Here is an 18,148-nt window from a genome sequence, read left to right as displayed (position 1 = left end):
AAATCATATATAAATTATGGACCAAAATCAATAAGAAGTAATTATGGTAAGTAAGGAAATTATTTTTGGCTTAATACTTGTTTTTGCTGTAAGTATAGGCCAAGCGCAAGACCGTAAGGTGATTCCTCCTCCTGATATGACGCAAAAAACTCATACTTTTTTGTCATCTGAGTTACGTGTCGATAGTGTTTTTATTAGAAACTTGAACGGCATCTTATTTGATGAAGAGGGTGCTTGTTGGATGAATTGTGATAATAAATGGCGAAATTTTCATCTTGACTTTGAAAAAATAGATAGCTTGAATTATTCTATTCAAATGATGTTTTGGAATATTCCTGCGAAAGAATCAATAGGCTTTTATAAATACAATGAATACTTTTATTGGTTGGAGGGTGATATTCCTCCAAATATAATATTAGCAGTGAAATCAAAAAAGCGATTCTCATATAAAGAACATCCACCTTTTCTTATTATTGATCCCCCATTTTGGTTTTTGATGTACAATAGTCAGACTGGCGATATAGAAGTCAAAGAAAAAGGTTGCTATTGATTGGTTGAAAACCATACATAAATTATGAACTTCGTTTTATAGTACCCAAGCGCTAAAAGTATGAGTTATAAATATATGCTTTTCACAGCAATAATATTGATATTATATAGCTGTGCTAATAGGGAGAACCTAAATCAGAAACATAAACATGGATACAATTGTTAATACTGCTACTTCTCCTTTTATAGGAGAAATAGGACGGGGTGTTGATAAATTTATACAGTATGTTGAAGGGATGGATTTAGGTATTCCCTTAACAAAAGAGGCTTTTACTCTTTACTTTTATAATAAAGATGGAAAAACTTATGTAACAATGTTCGTTGTTCCTTATTATCTGAAAGAAAAGATTAAAGGCTATACCTATGTCAATGATTACATCTTCGTTTATTATGGAGAAGAAAATATTGGGAATAAATATGTTAATAAGAACATGTTATTGGACTATCGTGATACCTTGCCAGGTTTCTTAGATTATGATAAATTTCCGATAGGCCATTATGATTCTTATGGTATAGAGTTTCAAATTGTGAGTTCCGATAGTTTGTTGATTGTCAGAAAGGGGATGTTGTAGTGAAGTGAATGTAATATACTCATATATAAAGTGTACCTATGGGAGTAATTAGAAGTATTATCTCTTTTTTGTTTATTACAATGATTTCTTTGTCTGCTTATTCGCAAGCCGCTTATTACAGAGAACAATTAAGGCTTGCAAATATGCTGAATGGTAGGGATTCTCTTGATCTGCAGAAAGCAGTGTATGCAGTGGAAAATGCTTATTATAATGGAAATCTGAATAAAGAAGCTTTTGATAGACAGATTGACATGTATGCTGAGTTTTGTAAGAGAATTCTTCTCTCTGGTGATGTCCGTTATGATGGAAAGGGGGATGAGCGTTCTGCTATGGCTCAATGTGCGGTTTTTGTTTTTATGACGGATACCATTCCTATGCAAATGGGAGATACTGTTGTTGGTCATTTACCTTTTGAATATAATTTTGATGATTATAGTGGAAGGGAAGATTGGAGCAATATGTTTGTGTCCCGTATGATGCAAACAAAAAGAGGTAATTGCCATTCGATGCCTTTGCTTTATAAAATGATAATGGATAGGTTGGGTGAAGAATGTTGGTTGGCTTTAGCACCGAATCACATGTATATAAAGGCCAGAAATCAGCGTGCCGGTTGGTATAACATAGAACTGACTTGTGCTGATTTTCCAACAGATGCATGGTTGACGGCTTCCGGATATATTCATCTGGATGCCATAAGAAATGGTATTTATATGGATACTCTTTCTGTTAGGCAGTCTGTAGCGTTGTGTCTCACAGATTTGGCACAGGGCTATTTACATAAATATGGCATGCGGAATGGAAGCTTTGTAATGCAATGTTGTGATACAGCATTGGCTTACTACCCTAATTATATAAATGCCTGGTTGTTGAAAGCGCATGTTTTGAGCCGATTTTATCAAAAAGAAGGAAAACTAGAACTTAAACAAGAGATGGACAAACTCTATACAAAGATACATGAGTTAGGGTATCGAAAAATGCCTCAAGAGATGTATCTGAGTTGGCTATATTCTTTAAATGAATATAGTAATGAGTATAGGATAAAGAAAATTGTTAGTTTTAACAAAGGAGACTATCAAATGAGATAGGAAATACCTGATTAAATAAATACTGATTACAAGTTATCATTCTATTTACGAAAGTCTTGAACAACTTGCTCCTTTCATTTGTTTCCTTATATAAGATAAAAATGATAAATATCAAAAGAAAGGATTAAATATGATCAGAGAACGGACATTTGCCGAAGCATTGGAGCATCGGCGCAGTTATTATTCTATCAGTAACGACTCTCCAGTTCTGGACGAGGAAATTGTACATATCATCCGTACAGCAGTAAAATATGTGCCTTCGGCATTTAATTCGCAGACCACACGAGTTGTGCTGCTACTGGGTGATGAACACCAGAAATTATGGAGAATTGTGAAGGATCAGTTGGAAGAACGCTTGTCCGAAGAACAGTATCGCCAGTCGGAAAAGAAGATTGATACTTCGTTTTCTTGCGGATATGGCACGATACTCTTCTTTGAAGACCGTTCCATTGTGGAAGGACTGCAAAAACAATTCCCTACCTATCAAGATAATTTCCCGACGTGGTCCCAACAGACTTCTGCCATGCACCAGTTGGCCATCTGGACTATGCTTGAAGACAAAGGCTTGGGTGCTTCCCTGCAACACTATAACCCGTTGATTGACGAAGATGTACGCAGCACATGGCATCTTCCCGAGACTTGGCAACTGATTGCACAGATGCCTTTCGGTACTCCTGTTGCCGAACCGGGCGAGAAAGAATTTAATGATTTGAGCGAACGCATTAAAATTTTTATCTGATAGTAAATCTCTCAGAATAGAATTGCTTACCTTTGTACGCAAAGGTAAGCGCTTATGATACGTATTTTTTTAACCGGTTACATGGGAGCCGGTAAAACAACTTTAGGAAAGGCTTTTGCCCGCGAACTGAATATACCGTTCATCGATTTGGACTGGTATATCGAAGAACGTTTTCACAAATCCATACGTGAATTGTTCATAGAGCGGGGGGAGGCCTCTTTTCGTGAACTGGAGCGAACCATGCTGCATGAAGTGGCTGAGTTTGAAAACGTCATTATCTCGACCGGAGGCGGTACTCCTTGCTTCTTCGATAATATGGAGTACATGAACGATAACGGACAGACTGTTTTTCTGGATGTTCATCCTGACGTTCTGTTCCGTCGATTGCGAGTGGCTACGCAGCAACGTCCCATTCTGCAAGGAAAAACGGACGAAGAATTGCGGGCCTTCATTATAGAAGCTTTGGAAAAACGTGCGCCGCACTATGGTAAGGCAAAATACCGTTTCGATGCCGGACAATTGGAAAGCCGTCGGCAAATTGCGGATTCTGTGCAGCAGTTACGTAGCTTGCTGGGCATTTAACCGCTTGTAAATGTGCAATTTTAGGAGGAAAACGCAATAAATATCGAGAATTATCGTATTTTTGTCGCCCTATTAAAATCAAAAAACAAACATCTGAGTTACAAAAAATGAGAAAATGGCGTATTGAAGATTCAGAAGAGCTTTATAACATTACAGGTTGGGGCACTTCGTACTTTGGTATCAATGACAAAGGTCATGTAGTGGTGACACCTCGTAAAAACGGTGTCGGCGTCGATTTGAAAGAATTGGTGGATGAGTTGCAATTGCGAGACGTAGCGGCTCCTATGCTGATACGTTTTCCCGATATTCTGGACAATCGGATTGAGAAGACTTCTTCGTGTTTTAGACAGGCCGCTGAGGAATACGGCTATAAAGCGCAGAACTTTATCATCTATCCTATTAAGGTTAATCAGATGCGCCCTGTGGTTGAGGAGATTATCAGCCATGGAAAGAAATTCAATCTCGGGCTGGAAGCCGGGTCGAAGCCTGAACTTCATGCTGTGATTGCGATAAACTCAGATTCTGACTCGTTGATTATCTGCAACGGCTATAAGGATGAGAGCTATATAGAGTTGGCTTTGCTTGCCCAGAAGATGGGAAAGCGTATCTTTCTTGTAGTAGAAAAAATGAACGAGCTAAAGCTGATAGCCAAGATGGCGAAGCAGTTGAATGTTATGCCTAATATCGGCATTCGTATTAAGTTGGCTTCTTCAGGAAGTGGCAAGTGGGAAGATTCTGGCGGTGATGCAAGCAAATTTGGACTCAGTTCCAGTGAACTGCTCGAAGCACTCGACTTTTTGGAGTCAAAAGGACTGAAAGATTGTCTAAAATTGATACATTTCCATATCGGAAGCCAGGTTACAAAAATTCGTCGCATTAAGACAGCCTTGCGCGAAGCATCCCAATTCTATGTGCAGCTTCACGCTATGGGGTTCAAAGTCGAATTCGTTGATATCGGTGGAGGTTTGGGCGTAGATTACGATGGAACACGCTCGTCCAGCAGCGAAAGCAGCGTCAATTATTCCATTCAGGAATATGTGAATGATTCTATTTCCACTTTAGTAGATGCCAGTGATAAGAATGATATTCCCCATCCCAATATTATTACGGAAAGTGGGCGTGCACTGACTGCCCATCATTCCGTACTTATTTTTGAAGTGCTGGAAACCACCACTTTGCCCGAATGGGATGATGAGGAGGAAGTAACTGAGGAAGACCATGAATTGGTGCAGGAACTTTATGGTATTTGGGACACATTGAATCAAAATAGAATGCTGGAAGCCTGGCACGATGCACAGCAAATCCGTGAAGAAGCGCTCGACTTGTTCAGTCATGGAATCGTGGATTTGAAAACACGTGCACAGATTGAGCGTCTTTACTGGTCTGTTATGCGCGAGGTGAACCAGATTGCAGGCGGGTTGAAGCATGCTCCCGATGAACTTCGCGGACTGCCGAAATTGTTGGCGGATAAATATTTCTGTAACTTCTCACTGTTCCAGTCCTTGCCGGATTCTTGGGCTATTGACCAGATATTCCCAATTATGCCCATTCAGCGCCTGGACGAACGTCCTGACCGTGCGGCAACTTTGCAGGACATCACTTGTGATTCGGATGGAAAGATCGCTAACTTTATCTCGACTAAGAATGTGGCACACTATCTGCCCACTCATTCTTTAAAGAGTAAGGAACCTTATTATATGGGTGTGTTCCTGGTAGGTGCCTATCAGGAGATTCTGGGTGATATGCATAATCTTTTCGGTGATACGAATGCTGTGCATGTATCTGTTAATGAGAAAGGATATACCATCGAACAGGTGATTGATGGCGAAACTGTAGCGGAAGTGCTTGACTATGTTCAATATAGTCCTAAGAAACTGGTGCGTACACTGGAGACTTGGGTGACTCAATCAGTAAAAGAGGGACGCATTTCATTGGAGGAAGGTAAAGAATTCCTTTCCAATTATCGTTCCGGTCTGTACGGATATACTTATTTGGAATAAGAATATGAGAGAAAAACTAACAGTAATAAAGGTGGGTGGCAAAATCGTGGAGGAAGAAGCTACCCTCCATAAGTTGTTGGATGACTTTGCAGCTATTGAGGGCTACAAAGTCTTGGTACACGGAGGTGGCCGTTCGGCCACAAAATTGGCTGCCCAACTGGGCATTGAAAGCCAGATGGTAAACGGGCGTCGTATCACGGATGCCGAAACACTGAAAGTAGTGACGATGGTGTACGGCGGACTGGTGAACAAGAATATTGTAGCCGGACTTCAGGCGCGTGGTGTCAATGCACTGGGATTGACAGGCGCGGATATGGATGTTATCCGTTCCGTGAAACGCCCGGTGAAAGACGTTGACTATGGCTTTGTGGGTGATGTAAAGCAAGTGAATGCAGAGTTTTTGGGTGATTTGATCCATAAAGGAGTAGTTCCCGTAATGGCTCCGCTGACGCACGACGGTGCAGGCAACCTGCTGAATACGAATGCCGATACGATTGCAGGAGAGACTGCAAAAGCCCTTGCTGCTTTGTTTGATGTGACATTGGTGTTCTGTTTTGAGAAGAAGGGGGTGCTTCGTGACGAGAACGATGACGATAGCGTGATACCCCAGATCACTCCTGCTCAATTCAAACAATACGTAGCGGACGGTGTTATTCAAGGAGGCATGATACCCAAGCTGGAGAATTCTTTTGAAGCTTTGAATGCGGGAGTAACAGAAGTGGTAATTACCTTAGTGTCAGCAATTAACGAGAATAGCGGAACCCGCATCAAAAAATAATTCAAAAAAAGTAGTGAGCAGCTGTAACTTTCCATATACTTAACCGTCATTATTAATAGAGATGCAAGAAATCAGTTTTCGGAATGACATTCTTCCTCTGAAAGACAAGCTCTTTCGGTTGGCTCTCCGGATTACTTTCGACAGAGCAGAGGCAGAAGACGTTGTGCAGGAAACACTGATAAGAGTCTGGAACAAACGTGATGAGTGGACGCAATTCGGTTCTATCGAGGCCTATTGCTTGACAGTGGCAAAGAACCTGGCGATAGACCGTAGCGAAAGAAAAGACGCTCAGACCGTGGAACTGACACCTGAAATGGATCAGGCCTCCGGAGCATCCAACCCTTATGATCATCTGGTGGATAAAGAGCAAATGACCCTTATCCATCGTCTGGTCAATGAGCTTCCCGATAAACAAAGGCTGATTATGCAGCTTCGGGATATAGAGGGTAAGAGTTATAAAGAAATTGCGGTCGTCCTGCATTTGACGGAGGAACAGGTAAAAGTGAACCTCTTCAGGGCGAGGCAAAAAGTGAAACAACGGTATTTAGATATAGATGGTTATGGACTGTAAATATATAGAACAACTTTTGGAACGTTACTGGCAGTGTGAGACTTCCCTTGAGGAAGAAGCGCAGTTGCGTGCTTTTTTTAATGGAAGCGACGTTCCAGAGCATTTGCTTCGTTACAAAGACTTGTTCGTATATCAGCAACTGCAACAGGAAGTGGGATTGGGAGCAGATTTCGATGCCCGTGTGCTTGCAGAAGTGGAGACTCCGGTGGTAAAGGCGAAACGCCTGACGCTTACCGCACGTTTCGTTCCACTGTTCAAGGCCGCCGCAGTAGTGGCAGTGGTACTTTCATTAGGGAATGTGATGCAACATTCATTCTATAGTGATATAAAAGAAGTGGCCGCAGTCGATACGATAGGCAAACAAATTACCGCACCTTCGGTAGCTCTCTCGGGAGACGTGACGATTACCCATGAACAACAGATTCTGGATAGTCTGCAACGGGTAGACAAGAAGGTGGAACTGAAAAAGTAACGTTTTCATTTGCTTTTAAAATAACATTTTCATTTGCTTTAAACATAAATATAGTTAGTGTGCTTTATTAAAACAACAAATTGAGGCTGTGAAGTTTCAATTCTCTCAAATTCTTATAAAAACTAACTAAGATAGATGGGACGCCGCGAGATGCAGCGTCCCTTTTATTTGCAAGCTCATCACGGTCGTACAAAAACAACGAAGGGCTTCCTCACGGAAACCCTTGCGTTTAGTGTGTTAGAAAAAACTTTTTCCTATAGTAGTTGTAAGAGAGAATTTTAAAGTTTGTACAAGCTCTTCTTCGGGTAATCCAATTCAGGATTGCCTTTGTAACCTACCTTGCCGCTACCGCTGGTGCGTACTTTCAGGAATTCGGTAGCAAAACATTTAATATTGCCCGAACCTGATACACTGGCGGAAACGCGCTGGGCTTCATAGCTTTCTGTGAAGAGGTCACCCGAACCTGCTACACTGTAAGAAGCGGTTTGAGTAGTTCCGGTAATGGTAGCCGAACCTGATCCGGCAATGCTTGCTTCCGTGCCTGCGGCAGTTACATTCTTCAATACCATGTCACCCGATCCGGCAACAGAAACTTTCAGATTGTTGCAAGTGATGTTATTTACATTGATATCGCCTGAACCGGCTACGGATACCTTCATATCATTACATTTAATGCCACTACCTTTGATGTCTCCCGAACCTGCAACATTGATTGTCAGGTTATCATCGGTCTGAAGACCATTCTTTAGGAAAATATCACCTGAACCTGCAACCGAAATGCCATTCAACATTTCAGCGGATACGCGTACATCCAATTTTTTATAAGATACATTGACGTTCTTCTTGAAACCGATATATAAGGTGTTATCCTTTACCTTGATATCCAGTAAGTCTATAATGTTGTCCGAAGTGTAGACTTCTACTCCAGGACGTCCCGATTTTTGGGTAAACGTAACATCCGGACTGCCGGCTACACTGATTTTCTTGAAGTTGTCTACCTTGATGTCCTTGGTTACATAATTATTGCTGGCTACTACTTTCTTATTGCTCCAGTTACCGGAACTGTAGTTCTTGCTTTGTGAACACGCTGTTGTACTGAAGATTAAACAGATACATGTGATAAGACTTGCTAACTTTCTCATAACTTTTTTAGTTTTATAATTATTCATATATATTATTTCTGTTTACCTATTAGACGTGAGTTACTTAAAAAAAGTTGCATGTTTCTTTCTCTTTTTTCAGAAACTTTTTAGTGAACGTCCAGTCATGTTATATAAGTCAATATTCATGCCAAACCTATAAAGTGCTGATACATAGAGTGTATTCTTTTGAAGCATGTGTTCATTTTCGGACACTTGTCCGTTTTTGGTTGCCCGATCACTTGTATATTCGGATGATATTTCGTTCATTTGTCTGTTTATTCATTGGGAGATTTTATTGTTTTGGAAAATGTATTGGAAGATAATGAACTTGGGCGTTTCCTTATTAAGGTGAATACCCGTGCCCGGCGCCTGACTTTCCGTACGCGGGAAGATGCCGTCTATGTAACCGTTCCGCCCGGAACTACGATGAAAGAGGTGAAGAGTGCAATAGAACAGTTGCGTCCCCGTTTGCGGATAGCCCGTAAAAAGCGTACCCGTCCTTTGATAGACTTGAACTTCCGGATAGATACGGAGTTCTTCAAGCTAAATCTTGTAAGCGGACAGCGTGAACGTTTTCTTTCGCGTTCCGAACTGGGCGAGATGCAGATCATTTGTCCTCCGGGAGCCGATTTCTCGGATGAAGGATTACAGGCATGGTTGCGTAAAGTCATTGAAGAAGCCTTGCGGCGTAATGCGAAGATTATTCTTCCACCCCGTCTGTATATGCTTTCGCAAAAGCATAACCTGCCTTATCAAAGTGTGAAGATCAATTCCAGCAGTGGACGTTGGGGCAGCTGCTCGGCGCGGCGTAACATAAATCTTTCTTTCTATCTGGTCTTACTTCCGAAGCACTTGATAGACTATGTGCTCTTACATGAATTGTCTCATACTCGCGAAATGAACCATGGAGAGTGTTTCTGGGCACTTCTCGACGAACTGACGGAAGGAAAAGCCCAGGCATTGCGGAAAGAGCTGAAACAATACCGCACAGAAATATAGGATCGTCTTACCTACTCCCTACCTACTCCTTACTTACTCCTTACCTCCTCCTTGCTATAGAACAGGGAGAAGGTGGGGAGTGGATGAGAGGCCGGTGAGACTTAGTAATACAGTGGGTATAGTTTTCCTATTTCTGTGACAACTGTTTTACTTCCTCATTTTCTTTCTCAAAACGATAGGTTCCCCCTCTTTCGCTTAGTTCGAACAAGGAAAGTTTTTCGGTTTTATTATCCACAATAAACAGTGCGCTCTGTTCAGCAAAACGTTTCACATCAATGCTGAATGGTTCTTCTGTTATTTTTTTGTTCACCAGTACGCTGTCATTAATCATTAGTGATAAGGAATCTCCTACAAATCCTTTCGTTAATGTAATGGTATATGTTTCAATGAAATTCCGGTCTTCATCTTTCTTTTTATCCAGACGCAGACTCATGTAAACGAAGATGACGACTACGAAAATAACAGCAAAAGCCAGGATGCCGTTGCCTACCATAAACTGTTTGTTAGTATTCAGACGATGTGCCATAAAGTTTGAAGTTTTAAGAAAGGTACAAATGTAACGAATAAATGCTATATTTCAGTATCTGAAGAGTAACTTTCTGAGATAATTTGCCTAATATTGCAGTTGCAAAACTTTAAATGAAGATACCATGAAAAGGAAAGTGACTCTCCTGTTGCTATTATTCTGTATATTTGCCCTGCATGCGCAGGGAGTGTATAAAACGGATAAAGACCTTTCTTATGTTTCCGGTGAGGAAACGGATGCTTATCGAAAAGAACGTTGTAAACTGGATGTCTACTATCCGGTGGACAAGAAAGACTTCCCTACCATTGTATGGTTTCATGGTGGCGGGTTGGAAGGTGGCGGTAAGCATATTCCACAAGAATTGATGGATAGAGGCTTTGCTGTAGTAGCGGTGAATTATCGTTTGAGTCCCAAAGCCAAAAATCCTGCTTATATTGAAGATGCTGCAGCGGCTGTGGCGTGGACATTCAGCCATATAGAAAAATTCGGTGGTAGTAGAGATAAGATATTTGTTTCCGGTCATTCGGCAGGAGGTTATCTTTCATTAATGCTGGCTATGGATAAAAAGTATATGGAAGCTTATGGTGCGGATGCCGATAAAGTAGCCGCTTATCTTCCTCTTAGCGGGCAGACTGTAACTCATTTCACTATTCGCAAAGAACGGGGATTGCCGAATGGTATTCCTGTTATTGATGAGTATGCTCCTGTGAACCGTGTACGCAAAGATACCCCTCCTGTAATACTGATTACCGGTGATCGTAACTTGGAAATGGCGGATCGTTGGGAAGAAAATGCATTGCTTGCTTCGGTGCTAAAGAATATCGGAAACAAGAAGGCTGCTTTGTACGAACTGCAGGGATTCAATCACGGCACAATGCTTGAACCGGCTTGTTTCCTGATTATAAACTATATCCGTGACTATTGCCGAAGCATGGCAGGCCAGAAATAAGTAAGATAAAACTATCTTACGATAAGAAATGGCGTATTTATCTGACGGAATTTGTCCCGATATTATTTAAATAAAAAACAAAACCATGAGTCCAAAATTGATCTTATCTGTAGCCCTCTCCGGGCTGGTGTCAACTGCTATGGCGCAAACCACGGTAGTGCCCGCTATTTCAAGAGACGAGAATATTGAGAAAAAGGTGGAGGCACTGCTTAAGAGGATGACCCTTGAAGAGAAGATTGGCCAAATGACGGAACTTACCATTGACGTCATTACCAAACGTAATAATACCCTATATTTTTACCATTTTTATATTGTTTGAGTTTGTATATAAATAACTGATATTTAGAGATTATTAGGAAAATGATTTGGCTTTTGATTTGCTGTTTTTTCCGATAATCTCTATTTTTGTATGCAAATCGTATGTACAAAATAGACGTATAACAATAAACAAGGCAGCCTATGTTCAAGTATTCAAAAGATGGCATATCCGTACTATCGGTACTGGATGCACGTAGGGCGAAGAAAAGCGGTCTGTTCCCTGTCAAGATACAAGTGATACACAACCGCAAGCAGAAATATTATTCCACCGGAAAGGAATTGTCCAAAGAGGACTGGGAAATCCTTGCCGAAAGCAAGAGCCGCAGACTGATTGAGATACGGGCAAGCGTGGAAAACAGTTTCTCCATCATAAAAAGCCAAGTGGAAGCCCTTGCGGAACGTGGGGACTTCTGTTTCGATGCGCTCAGCATGAGGTTGGGCAGGTGTACGGGTACAACCCTTAACACAGCCATACAGGGGAAAATAGACGCATTCAAACTCAACGGGCAGGTAAATTCCTATTATAACTACCGCAGCACGTTGAAAAGCATAGAACGGTTCGCAGGCGGCAGCGTGCCGTTCTCTGCGGTTTCTGCGGACTGGCTGTCACGCCTTGACAAGTTCCTGCGGAACGAGGGCAAGACCGTCACCACCATAAATTTCTATATGAAAGCCCTTAAATGCGTGGTGAATGACGCAAGACGCAACGGGATTTTAAAAGAAGCCCAATACCCGTTCGGCAGGGGGAAGTACGAGATTCCGAGCGGCAACAGCCGAAAGTTAGCCTTGACGATGGAACAGATAAAAAAAGTCGTGACATACAAGGGCAGCAAGACCGTTGAGAAGTACCGGGATTTTTGGTTTTTCTCCTACCTGTGCAACGGTATCAATTTCAGGGATATGCTTTTCTTGCGGTATGGGAACATCGTGGACGGTGAAATCTGCTTTGTACGCTCCAAGACATCGCACACGTCCAACCATATACGGGAAATAAGGGCGGTACTCACTCCCGAAATGCGGGATATTATAAAACGGTGGGGAAACCCTGACGATGGGAAACCCGATACTTTCCTGTTCAAGTACGCCAGAGAAACGGAGGACGAATTTGTCATTTCCAATATTGTCAGACGGGTAACGCACCGTTGCAACATCGCTTTGGCTAAAATAGCCCAAGCTGTCGGTGTCCCCCGTTTCACGACCTATTCCGCCCGGCATTCCTATGCGACTGTCTTAAAACGCAGCGGAACGAACATCGCTTACATATCCGAGAGTTTGGGGCATTCAAGCCTTGCCATCACGGAGAACTACCTCGCCAGTTTCGAGCAGGAGGAGCGGATAAGGAATGCGCAGTTATTAACCAAATTCGATTGAGCCATGCCGAACAAGAAAACCAAGACGGTGAAGATTAGACACCTTGAATGTTTCAGTGCCATTTACGAGGAACTGGCGCAGAATCCCGAATACGCAGGCTACGAAATAGAAGAAGCCGTACTGCAAGTGAAATCATATATTCCCCCTACTGTTAAAGACGTGGACAAGGCGATAGAGAAAATAAGGTTCAGCCATGCCACCCGTAAATACAAGTACCCCGTATTCGAGGGCAGGGAACTGATAGACCAAAAGACATTGGCGAAAATGGCGGGCGTGAGCAGGCAGACCGTAGCCCGGTGGGAGGAACTCGGTTTCATATCCCGTTCGGACATAGGGCTGTCGGGAAACAAATATTTCGTAATAAAAGAAGTCGTTTCCCAACTTGAAAGGTTAAAGGATGTGAAATAGCGGCATTCGCATAATCACTTAACATACATAGGACAAACGGTGTGTTGGAAGGACAAAATCACCAATACATCGTTTGTCCCTTTTTTTATCCCGCTCCAATCTTGCCGGATGTCCTGCATTGTCCCAAGTTGTCCGGTCTGTGTCAAGTGATTAGTAATTGAATAATCGGTTTCTTTTATTCTTCCTTTGCGGCATCAACCGGTTGCAACGGCTATGACGGTAGCCAAGTAATAACTAAAAAAGGAAGAAAATATGACGAACATTATTCTGACAACGCCCGAAGAACTCCGGGCTATCGTGAGCGAAACCGTTTCCCAGTCATTGGCAGGATTCACCCAGCCGAGGAACGAACCCGACAACCTCACGCCCGATGTGGCGGTAGAGGTGCTGGAACGACACGGTTTTCTGATTTCAAAGGCACGGCTCTACAAGCTGACCGCAAAAAAGGAAGTGCCGTTCCGCAAATACGGGAACAAATTACTTTTCTCACGGAAAGAGCTTCTCACGTGGGCGGAAAACCTTGCAAAAAGGGTGAACGACAAGGACGAGGCGGCACTCGCCATCGCCAAGAGCGCAAACCGGAAAATCCGTAACTATGGAAAATAAGAGGAAAGAAGAAGCCGGGCAGGGTGTTACCATGCAGAAAGAGGATTTCGCAGCCCTTTGGAAAACCATTCATTTAAAGGTGACGGACACTTACGAAGTGCCGCCCGAAATACTCTGGGTGAACGGCTCTACCATTGGCACGCTGGGTAATTTCAGCGCATCCACGGGTAAAGCCAAGAGCAAAAAGACATTCAATATTTCCGCCATTGTTGCGGCAGCGTTGAAGAATGACGAGGTACTGAAGTATTCGGCATACCTGCCACCGAACAAACGGAAAATCCTCTATGTAGATACCGAGCAGAGCAAATACCATTGCCATAAGGTCATGGAGCGTATTTTGCGACTTGCCGGACTGCCTACCGACAAGGACAGGGACGATTTTGTTTTCATCGTGCTAAGAGAGCAGACCCCCGACAAGCGGAAACAGATTATCGGCTATATGCTTGAAAATATGCCCGATGTGGGGTTGCTCATCATTGACGGAATCCGTGACTTGATGTACGACATCAACAGCCCCAGCGAATCAACCGACCTAATCAACCTCTTGATGCGCTGGTCAAGTGGGTATAACCTGCATATCCACACCGTGCTGCATTTGAACAAGGGGGATGACAACACAAGGGGGCATATCGGTACGGAACTGAACAACAAGGCTGAAACCGTCCTGCAAATCACGAAAAGCCAGCAGGACGGCAACATAAGCGAGGTAAAGGCGATGCACATACGTGACCGGGAATTTGACCCGTTCGCATTCCGTATCAATGACAACGCTTTACCCGAAATCGTGGATGATTATGTATTCCAACAACCTAAGCAGGACAGGAACTTTTCGCTTACGGAACTGACTGAACAGCAACACCGGGAAGCGTTGGAGAACGGTTTCGGCAAGCAGGTGGTACAAGGCTATTCCAATGTCATAGCGGCATTGAAACAGGGTTATGCGAGTATCGGTTACGAGCGTGGACGCAATGTTCTTGTGTCGCTTAACAAGTTTCTTGTGAACAAGCGCATGATTGTGAAAGAGGGCAAGGGCTACCGCTATAATCCCGATTTCCATTATTAAAAGTCAGTTTGGTTTAGTCCGGGTGTATATACAAGAGGAACGGACTTACTATTTCCCAGTATCGGAACAGGCAGGTTTAGTATGGTACGGGTGTATATATAACGGACTAAACAGGACTGGCGCACTTTTCAACTATTTTTTAATCCCCAAAAAGAAAATGTTATGAACATCGAAGATGTGAAACAAATACCCATCGCAGACTATCTGCACAGTTTAGGTTACTCTCCTGTCAAGCAGCAGGGTAACGGTTTATGGTACAAATCACCGTTAAGGGAGGAACACGAACCGTCTTTCAAGGTGAACACTGACCGCAACCTTTGGTATGACTTTGGCGCAGGCAAGGGCGGCAACATCATCGCACTGGCAAAGGAACTCTATTGTTCAGACAGCTTGCCATACCTTTTAAACCGGATAGCGGAACAGACACCGCACGTCCGTCCGGTCAGTTTTTCTTTTCCCCAGCGTAGGACAGAACCGAGCTTCCAGCATTTGGAAGTCCGTGACCTTACCCATCCGGCATTGCTCCGTTATTTGCAGGGACGGGGTATCAATGTCGAACTGGCAAAAAGAGAATGTAAGGAACTCCATTTTACCAATAACGGCAGACCGTTCTTTGCTATCGGTTTCCCGAACATGGCAGGAGGTTACGATGTTCGCAATTCCTTTTTCAAAGGCTGCATTGCCCCGAAAGACATCACCCATATACGGCAGCAGGGAGAGCCGAGAGAGAAGTGTCTGGTATTCGAGGGGTTTATGGACTATCTTTCTTTCCTCACGCTCCGGATGAAGAACTGCCCGACCATGCCCGACCTTGACAGACAGGACTATGTCATTCTTAATTCGACTGTCAACGTGCCGAAAGCCATTGACGTGCTGTACCCGTATGAACGCATCCACTGTATGCTTGACAATGACAAGGCTGGATATGAAGCGACACGGGCTATCGAATTGGAATACTCCTACCGTGTGCGTGACTTCTCGCACAATTACAGGGGATATTCGGACTTGAACGATTATCTGTGCGGCAGGAAGCAGGAACAGAAAAACGAAGCCAGCCAAGTGCAGGAAACGAAGCAGGAAACCGGACAACGTGCCGCCCCAAGACAAAAGAGAGGCAGGGGCATTTAATCCGGCAGGACTATCAACGGCTGGCGGTTTATTTGGAGAGCAAGGTTATGTTTCGGTAAACCGAAACCACCTTTCTTTGCTCACCGCAAAGAAAATTTCTCCCGTTGGTCGCAATTTTTAAGACACCATTCAAACGTAAAAAACCATGACGAATATAAAGGACAAGCCGGGGGGACGTCCGGCAAAGAAACGGATAGAGAAGCAGCAACGGGTTGTCAGTACAAAACTGACCGAGTTGCAGTATTACGCCATCAGGAAGCGAGCCGGGGAAGCCGGGTTGCGTGTCAGTGAGTATGTAAGGCAGGCGGTTGTTTCGGCAGAGGTCATACCCCGGTTGAACAGGCAGGATGCGGACACCATCCGCAAACTGGCAGGGGAAGCCAACAACATCAACCAGTTGGCGCATCGGGCGAATGCCGGAGGTTTCGCACTGGTGGCGGTGGAACTGGTGAAGCTCAAAAACAGGATTATTGAAATCATAAACCACTTGTCGGATGATTGGAAAAATAAAAAAGGGAAGCGGTTTTAAGGGCTGTGTGAACTATGTGCTTGGTAAGGAGCAGGCGGTTTTGCTTCATGCGGACGGGGTTCTGACTGAAAGCCGGGGCGATATAATCCGCAGCTTCTGTATGCAGACCGGGATGAATCCCGATTTGAAGAAGCCTGTCGGACATATTGCGTTAAGTTATTCGGCAGTGGATGCACCCAAATTGACAGACGAGAAGATGGTACGGCTTGCGCAGGAGTATATGCGTGAAATGAAAATCACCGATACGCAGTATATCATCGTGCGCCATAAAGACCGGGAACACCCACATGTACATATCGTATTCAACCGTATAGGCAACAACGGCAAGACCATTTCGGACAGGAACGACATGTACCGTAACGAGCAGGTCTGCAAGAAGCTGAAAACCAAACACGGGCTTTATTTTGCTGGTGGAAAAGAGCAGGTGAAGCAGCACCGATTGAAAGAGCCGGACAAGTCGAAATACGAGATTTACACGGCTGTAAAGAACGAAATCGGGAAGTCCAAGAACTGGCGGCAGTTACAGGAGCGGTTAGCGGAAAAGGGTATTACTGTCCGGTTCAAGTACAAGGGGCAGACAAGCGAGATACAAGGTGTTTCCTTTTCCAAAGGCGAATACACGTTCAAGGGTTCGGAGATAGACCGTAATTTCAGTTTCTCCAAACTGGATAAGTGTTTCGGGGATGCAGGACTGAATACAATCGGAAATCAGCGGCAGGCAGCTTTTACATCCGTTCGGGAGCCATTGCCAACGCAGGGAAAGGCTGACAGTCCGTTGATAACTGGTTCGCCCGGTCTATTTTCCGCTTCTTCTCCCCCAGTGGATGAAGAACCTAATTTTAATTTGAGAAAGAAGAAGAAAAAGAAAAAACAACTTAAATTGTAAATACATGGAGGAAAATTTGATTTTAGAGGGGCTTCTCTCAATGGTTACGGAATTGAAAGAGAAGCAGGAAGCACAGGTAACGCCAGCCAGTCGGGAAGAAACTATCGAAAGGCTGAACGCAATCGAACAGGCATTGTCGGAACTGCACAATAATCCGGCTGTTCCCGAAAAGGAATTGCAGGCTATCCAAAGCCAACTTGCCGACATAAAGAATACGGAACAGGAGCAGCAGCAATCCATAGGAGAAGTGAGAAAATTTGTAACGGCTACCTATCGTTGTCTGAAAGAAATGCTGGATGTGTTGGATTCTTACCATAAGGAACACACAACAGAAAAAGCGGAAACCGAACCTGCATCGTTGTCCCGGAGGATAAGCGGTTTGTTACGCCCGAAACTTTTTGTTTTTTTGGCAGGGCTGGTTGTCTGTTTCGTTTCTTTGTTCCTGAATGTCCGTTTGGCTGGACGAATGCAGCAGTTGCAGGACAACGATATGAAATACCGCTACATTCTGATGAAAGGGGAAGCGGACGGGGGCTGCCTTGATTTGCTGGAAACGAATTTTAGTAGGGAACGGGATAACGCTTTCATCCAAAACCTGACTGATTCGGTGACGGATTTTGAATTCCGCAGCAGGAAGCAGGCGGAAGCGTTGGAACGTGCAAGGCTGCTCAATGAACAAGCCGAGCGGTTGAAAAAGGAAGCCAACCGACTGGGTAAGCCATAAACCGGGAAAACAAAGGATACAAACTGTAAATGTTAAAGCCCGCACAATATGTGGAGAAAAGTGCAGTGCATCTTCGTGGTGTACTGCACTTTTTCTATCCTGAATAATTCATAGTCTCCACAAAAAAGAGAACGCCCTTCTTGTATATTTG

At 43.7% G+C, this 18,148-nt stretch carries 22 protein-coding genes and 1 pseudogene; 20 read left to right on the top strand and 3 right to left on the bottom strand.

Annotated features, from left to right (window positions below; genetic code table 11):
* The first annotated feature begins 43 nt into the window (after positions 1-43).
* The 9 genes from DW182_RS16890 (at position 44) to DW182_RS16850 (ending at position 7,348) form a co-directional block, all read left to right on the top strand.
* Complete coding sequence (locus DW182_RS16890) at positions 44-550, top strand: hypothetical protein (protein WP_118296266.1); 507 nt, start codon at positions 44-46, stop codon at positions 548-550.
* A 148-nt stretch (positions 551-698) separates the two neighbouring features.
* Positions 699-1,121 carry a hypothetical protein gene (locus tag DW182_RS16885; protein WP_118296265.1) on the top strand — a complete coding sequence of 141 codons (423 nt, stop codon included), beginning with the start codon at positions 699-701 and terminating at the stop codon, positions 1,119-1,121.
* A 38-nt stretch (positions 1,122-1,159) separates the two neighbouring features.
* Complete coding sequence (locus DW182_RS16880; RefSeq protein WP_118296264.1) at positions 1,160-2,206, top strand: hypothetical protein; 1,047 nt, start codon at positions 1,160-1,162, stop codon at positions 2,204-2,206.
* A 130-nt stretch (positions 2,207-2,336) separates the two neighbouring features.
* The gene (locus DW182_RS16875; RefSeq protein WP_115502392.1) at positions 2,337-2,945 is read left to right on the top strand and encodes a nitroreductase family protein; all 609 of its coding nucleotides are present in this window, start codon (positions 2,337-2,339) and stop codon (positions 2,943-2,945) included.
* A gap of 54 nt (positions 2,946-2,999) precedes the next feature.
* Entirely contained in the window at positions 3,000-3,527 is a 528-nt protein-coding gene (locus tag DW182_RS16870) for a shikimate kinase (RefSeq protein ID WP_118296263.1), read from the top strand.
* A gap of 107 nt (positions 3,528-3,634) precedes the next feature.
* Positions 3,635-5,527 (top strand): biosynthetic arginine decarboxylase, encoded by a 1,893-nt coding sequence (speA, locus tag DW182_RS16865; RefSeq protein ID WP_118296262.1) that lies wholly within the window; start codon positions 3,635-3,637, stop codon positions 5,525-5,527.
* A 4-nt stretch (positions 5,528-5,531) separates the two neighbouring features.
* Positions 5,532-6,305 carry an acetylglutamate kinase gene (gene argB, locus DW182_RS16860; protein ID WP_118296261.1) on the top strand — a complete coding sequence of 258 codons (774 nt, stop codon included), beginning with the start codon at positions 5,532-5,534 and terminating at the stop codon, positions 6,303-6,305.
* A 61-nt stretch (positions 6,306-6,366) separates the two neighbouring features.
* Positions 6,367-6,876 carry an RNA polymerase sigma factor gene (locus tag DW182_RS16855; RefSeq protein WP_118296260.1) on the top strand — a complete coding sequence of 170 codons (510 nt, stop codon included), beginning with the start codon at positions 6,367-6,369 and terminating at the stop codon, positions 6,874-6,876.
* Positions 6,866-7,348 carry a hypothetical protein gene (locus tag DW182_RS16850; protein ID WP_118296259.1) on the top strand — a complete coding sequence of 161 codons (483 nt, stop codon included), beginning with the start codon at positions 6,866-6,868 and terminating at the stop codon, positions 7,346-7,348. The genes DW182_RS16855 and DW182_RS16850 overlap by 11 nt, the downstream gene beginning before the upstream one ends.
* A 278-nt stretch (positions 7,349-7,626) precedes the next feature.
* Here the strand turns inward: DW182_RS16850 and DW182_RS16845 are convergent, their stop codons facing one another.
* Both DW182_RS16845 and DW182_RS22180 read right to left on the bottom strand, forming a co-directional pair.
* The gene (locus DW182_RS16845) at positions 7,627-8,490 is read right to left on the bottom strand and encodes a head GIN domain-containing protein (protein WP_199678607.1); all 864 of its coding nucleotides are present in this window, start codon (positions 8,488-8,490) and stop codon (positions 7,627-7,629) included.
* Positions 8,491-8,586: 96 nt separating this feature from the next.
* Complete coding sequence (locus tag DW182_RS22180; RefSeq protein ID WP_158580814.1) at positions 8,587-8,757, bottom strand: hypothetical protein; 171 nt, start codon at positions 8,755-8,757, stop codon at positions 8,587-8,589.
* A 27-nt stretch (positions 8,758-8,784) separates the two neighbouring features.
* Here DW182_RS22180 and DW182_RS16840 point away from each other — a divergent pair, with 27 nt between their 5' ends.
* Positions 8,785-9,489 carry a SprT family zinc-dependent metalloprotease gene (locus tag DW182_RS16840; RefSeq protein ID WP_118296315.1) on the top strand — a complete coding sequence of 235 codons (705 nt, stop codon included), beginning with the start codon at positions 8,785-8,787 and terminating at the stop codon, positions 9,487-9,489.
* A gap of 127 nt (positions 9,490-9,616) precedes the next feature.
* Here the strand turns inward: DW182_RS16840 and DW182_RS16835 are convergent, their stop codons facing one another.
* A complete protein-coding gene (locus DW182_RS16835; protein ID WP_118296257.1) occupies positions 9,617-10,015 on the bottom strand; it encodes a hypothetical protein in 399 nt (132 codons plus the stop codon).
* 124 nt (positions 10,016-10,139) lie between these two features.
* Between DW182_RS16835 and DW182_RS16830 the strand changes: the two genes are divergently transcribed.
* From DW182_RS16830 to DW182_RS16785, 10 genes and pseudogenes are all read left to right on the top strand, one after another.
* Positions 10,140-10,964 (top strand): alpha/beta hydrolase, encoded by an 825-nt coding sequence (locus DW182_RS16830; protein WP_118296256.1) that lies wholly within the window; start codon positions 10,140-10,142, stop codon positions 10,962-10,964.
* An 85-nt stretch (positions 10,965-11,049) separates the two neighbouring features.
* A pseudogene (locus DW182_RS16825) lies at positions 11,050-11,250 on the top strand (hypothetical protein); the annotation flags it as partial.
* 173 nt (positions 11,251-11,423) lie between these two features.
* A complete protein-coding gene (locus DW182_RS16820) occupies positions 11,424-12,653 on the top strand; it encodes a site-specific integrase (protein WP_007656426.1) in 1,230 nt (409 codons plus the stop codon).
* A 3-nt stretch (positions 12,654-12,656) separates the two neighbouring features.
* Positions 12,657-13,061: a hypothetical protein gene (locus DW182_RS16815; protein WP_007656427.1), complete on the top strand. Its 405-nt coding sequence runs from the start codon at positions 12,657-12,659 to the stop codon at positions 13,059-13,061.
* Between the two features lie 252 nt (positions 13,062-13,313).
* Complete coding sequence (locus DW182_RS16810) at positions 13,314-13,667, top strand: helix-turn-helix domain-containing protein (protein WP_005856071.1); 354 nt, start codon at positions 13,314-13,316, stop codon at positions 13,665-13,667.
* Complete coding sequence (locus tag DW182_RS16805) at positions 13,657-14,730, top strand: AAA family ATPase (protein ID WP_007656440.1); 1,074 nt, start codon at positions 13,657-13,659, stop codon at positions 14,728-14,730. Before DW182_RS16810 ends, DW182_RS16805 begins: the two co-directional genes overlap by 11 nt.
* Positions 14,731-14,892: 162 nt before the next feature.
* Positions 14,893-15,858: a toprim domain-containing protein gene (locus DW182_RS16800; RefSeq protein ID WP_118296255.1), complete on the top strand. Its 966-nt coding sequence runs from the start codon at positions 14,893-14,895 to the stop codon at positions 15,856-15,858.
* 145 nt (positions 15,859-16,003) lie between these two features.
* Positions 16,004-16,387 (top strand): MobC family plasmid mobilization relaxosome protein, encoded by a 384-nt coding sequence (locus tag DW182_RS16795; protein WP_024987964.1) that lies wholly within the window; start codon positions 16,004-16,006, stop codon positions 16,385-16,387.
* Entirely contained in the window at positions 16,353-17,273 is a 921-nt protein-coding gene (locus DW182_RS16790) for a relaxase/mobilization nuclease domain-containing protein (protein ID WP_118296254.1), read from the top strand. The genes DW182_RS16795 and DW182_RS16790 overlap by 35 nt, the downstream gene beginning before the upstream one ends.
* Before the next feature lie 4 nt (positions 17,274-17,277).
* Positions 17,278-17,997 (top strand): hypothetical protein, encoded by a 720-nt coding sequence (locus DW182_RS16785; RefSeq protein WP_118296253.1) that lies wholly within the window; start codon positions 17,278-17,280, stop codon positions 17,995-17,997.
* Positions 17,998-18,148 lie beyond the last annotated feature (151 nt).

Source organism: Bacteroides sp. AM16-24 (genome assembly GCF_003471885.1).
GTDB lineage: Bacteria > Bacteroidota > Bacteroidia > Bacteroidales > Bacteroidaceae > Bacteroides.
This window is presented reverse-complemented; position numbering and strand designations above follow the sequence as displayed.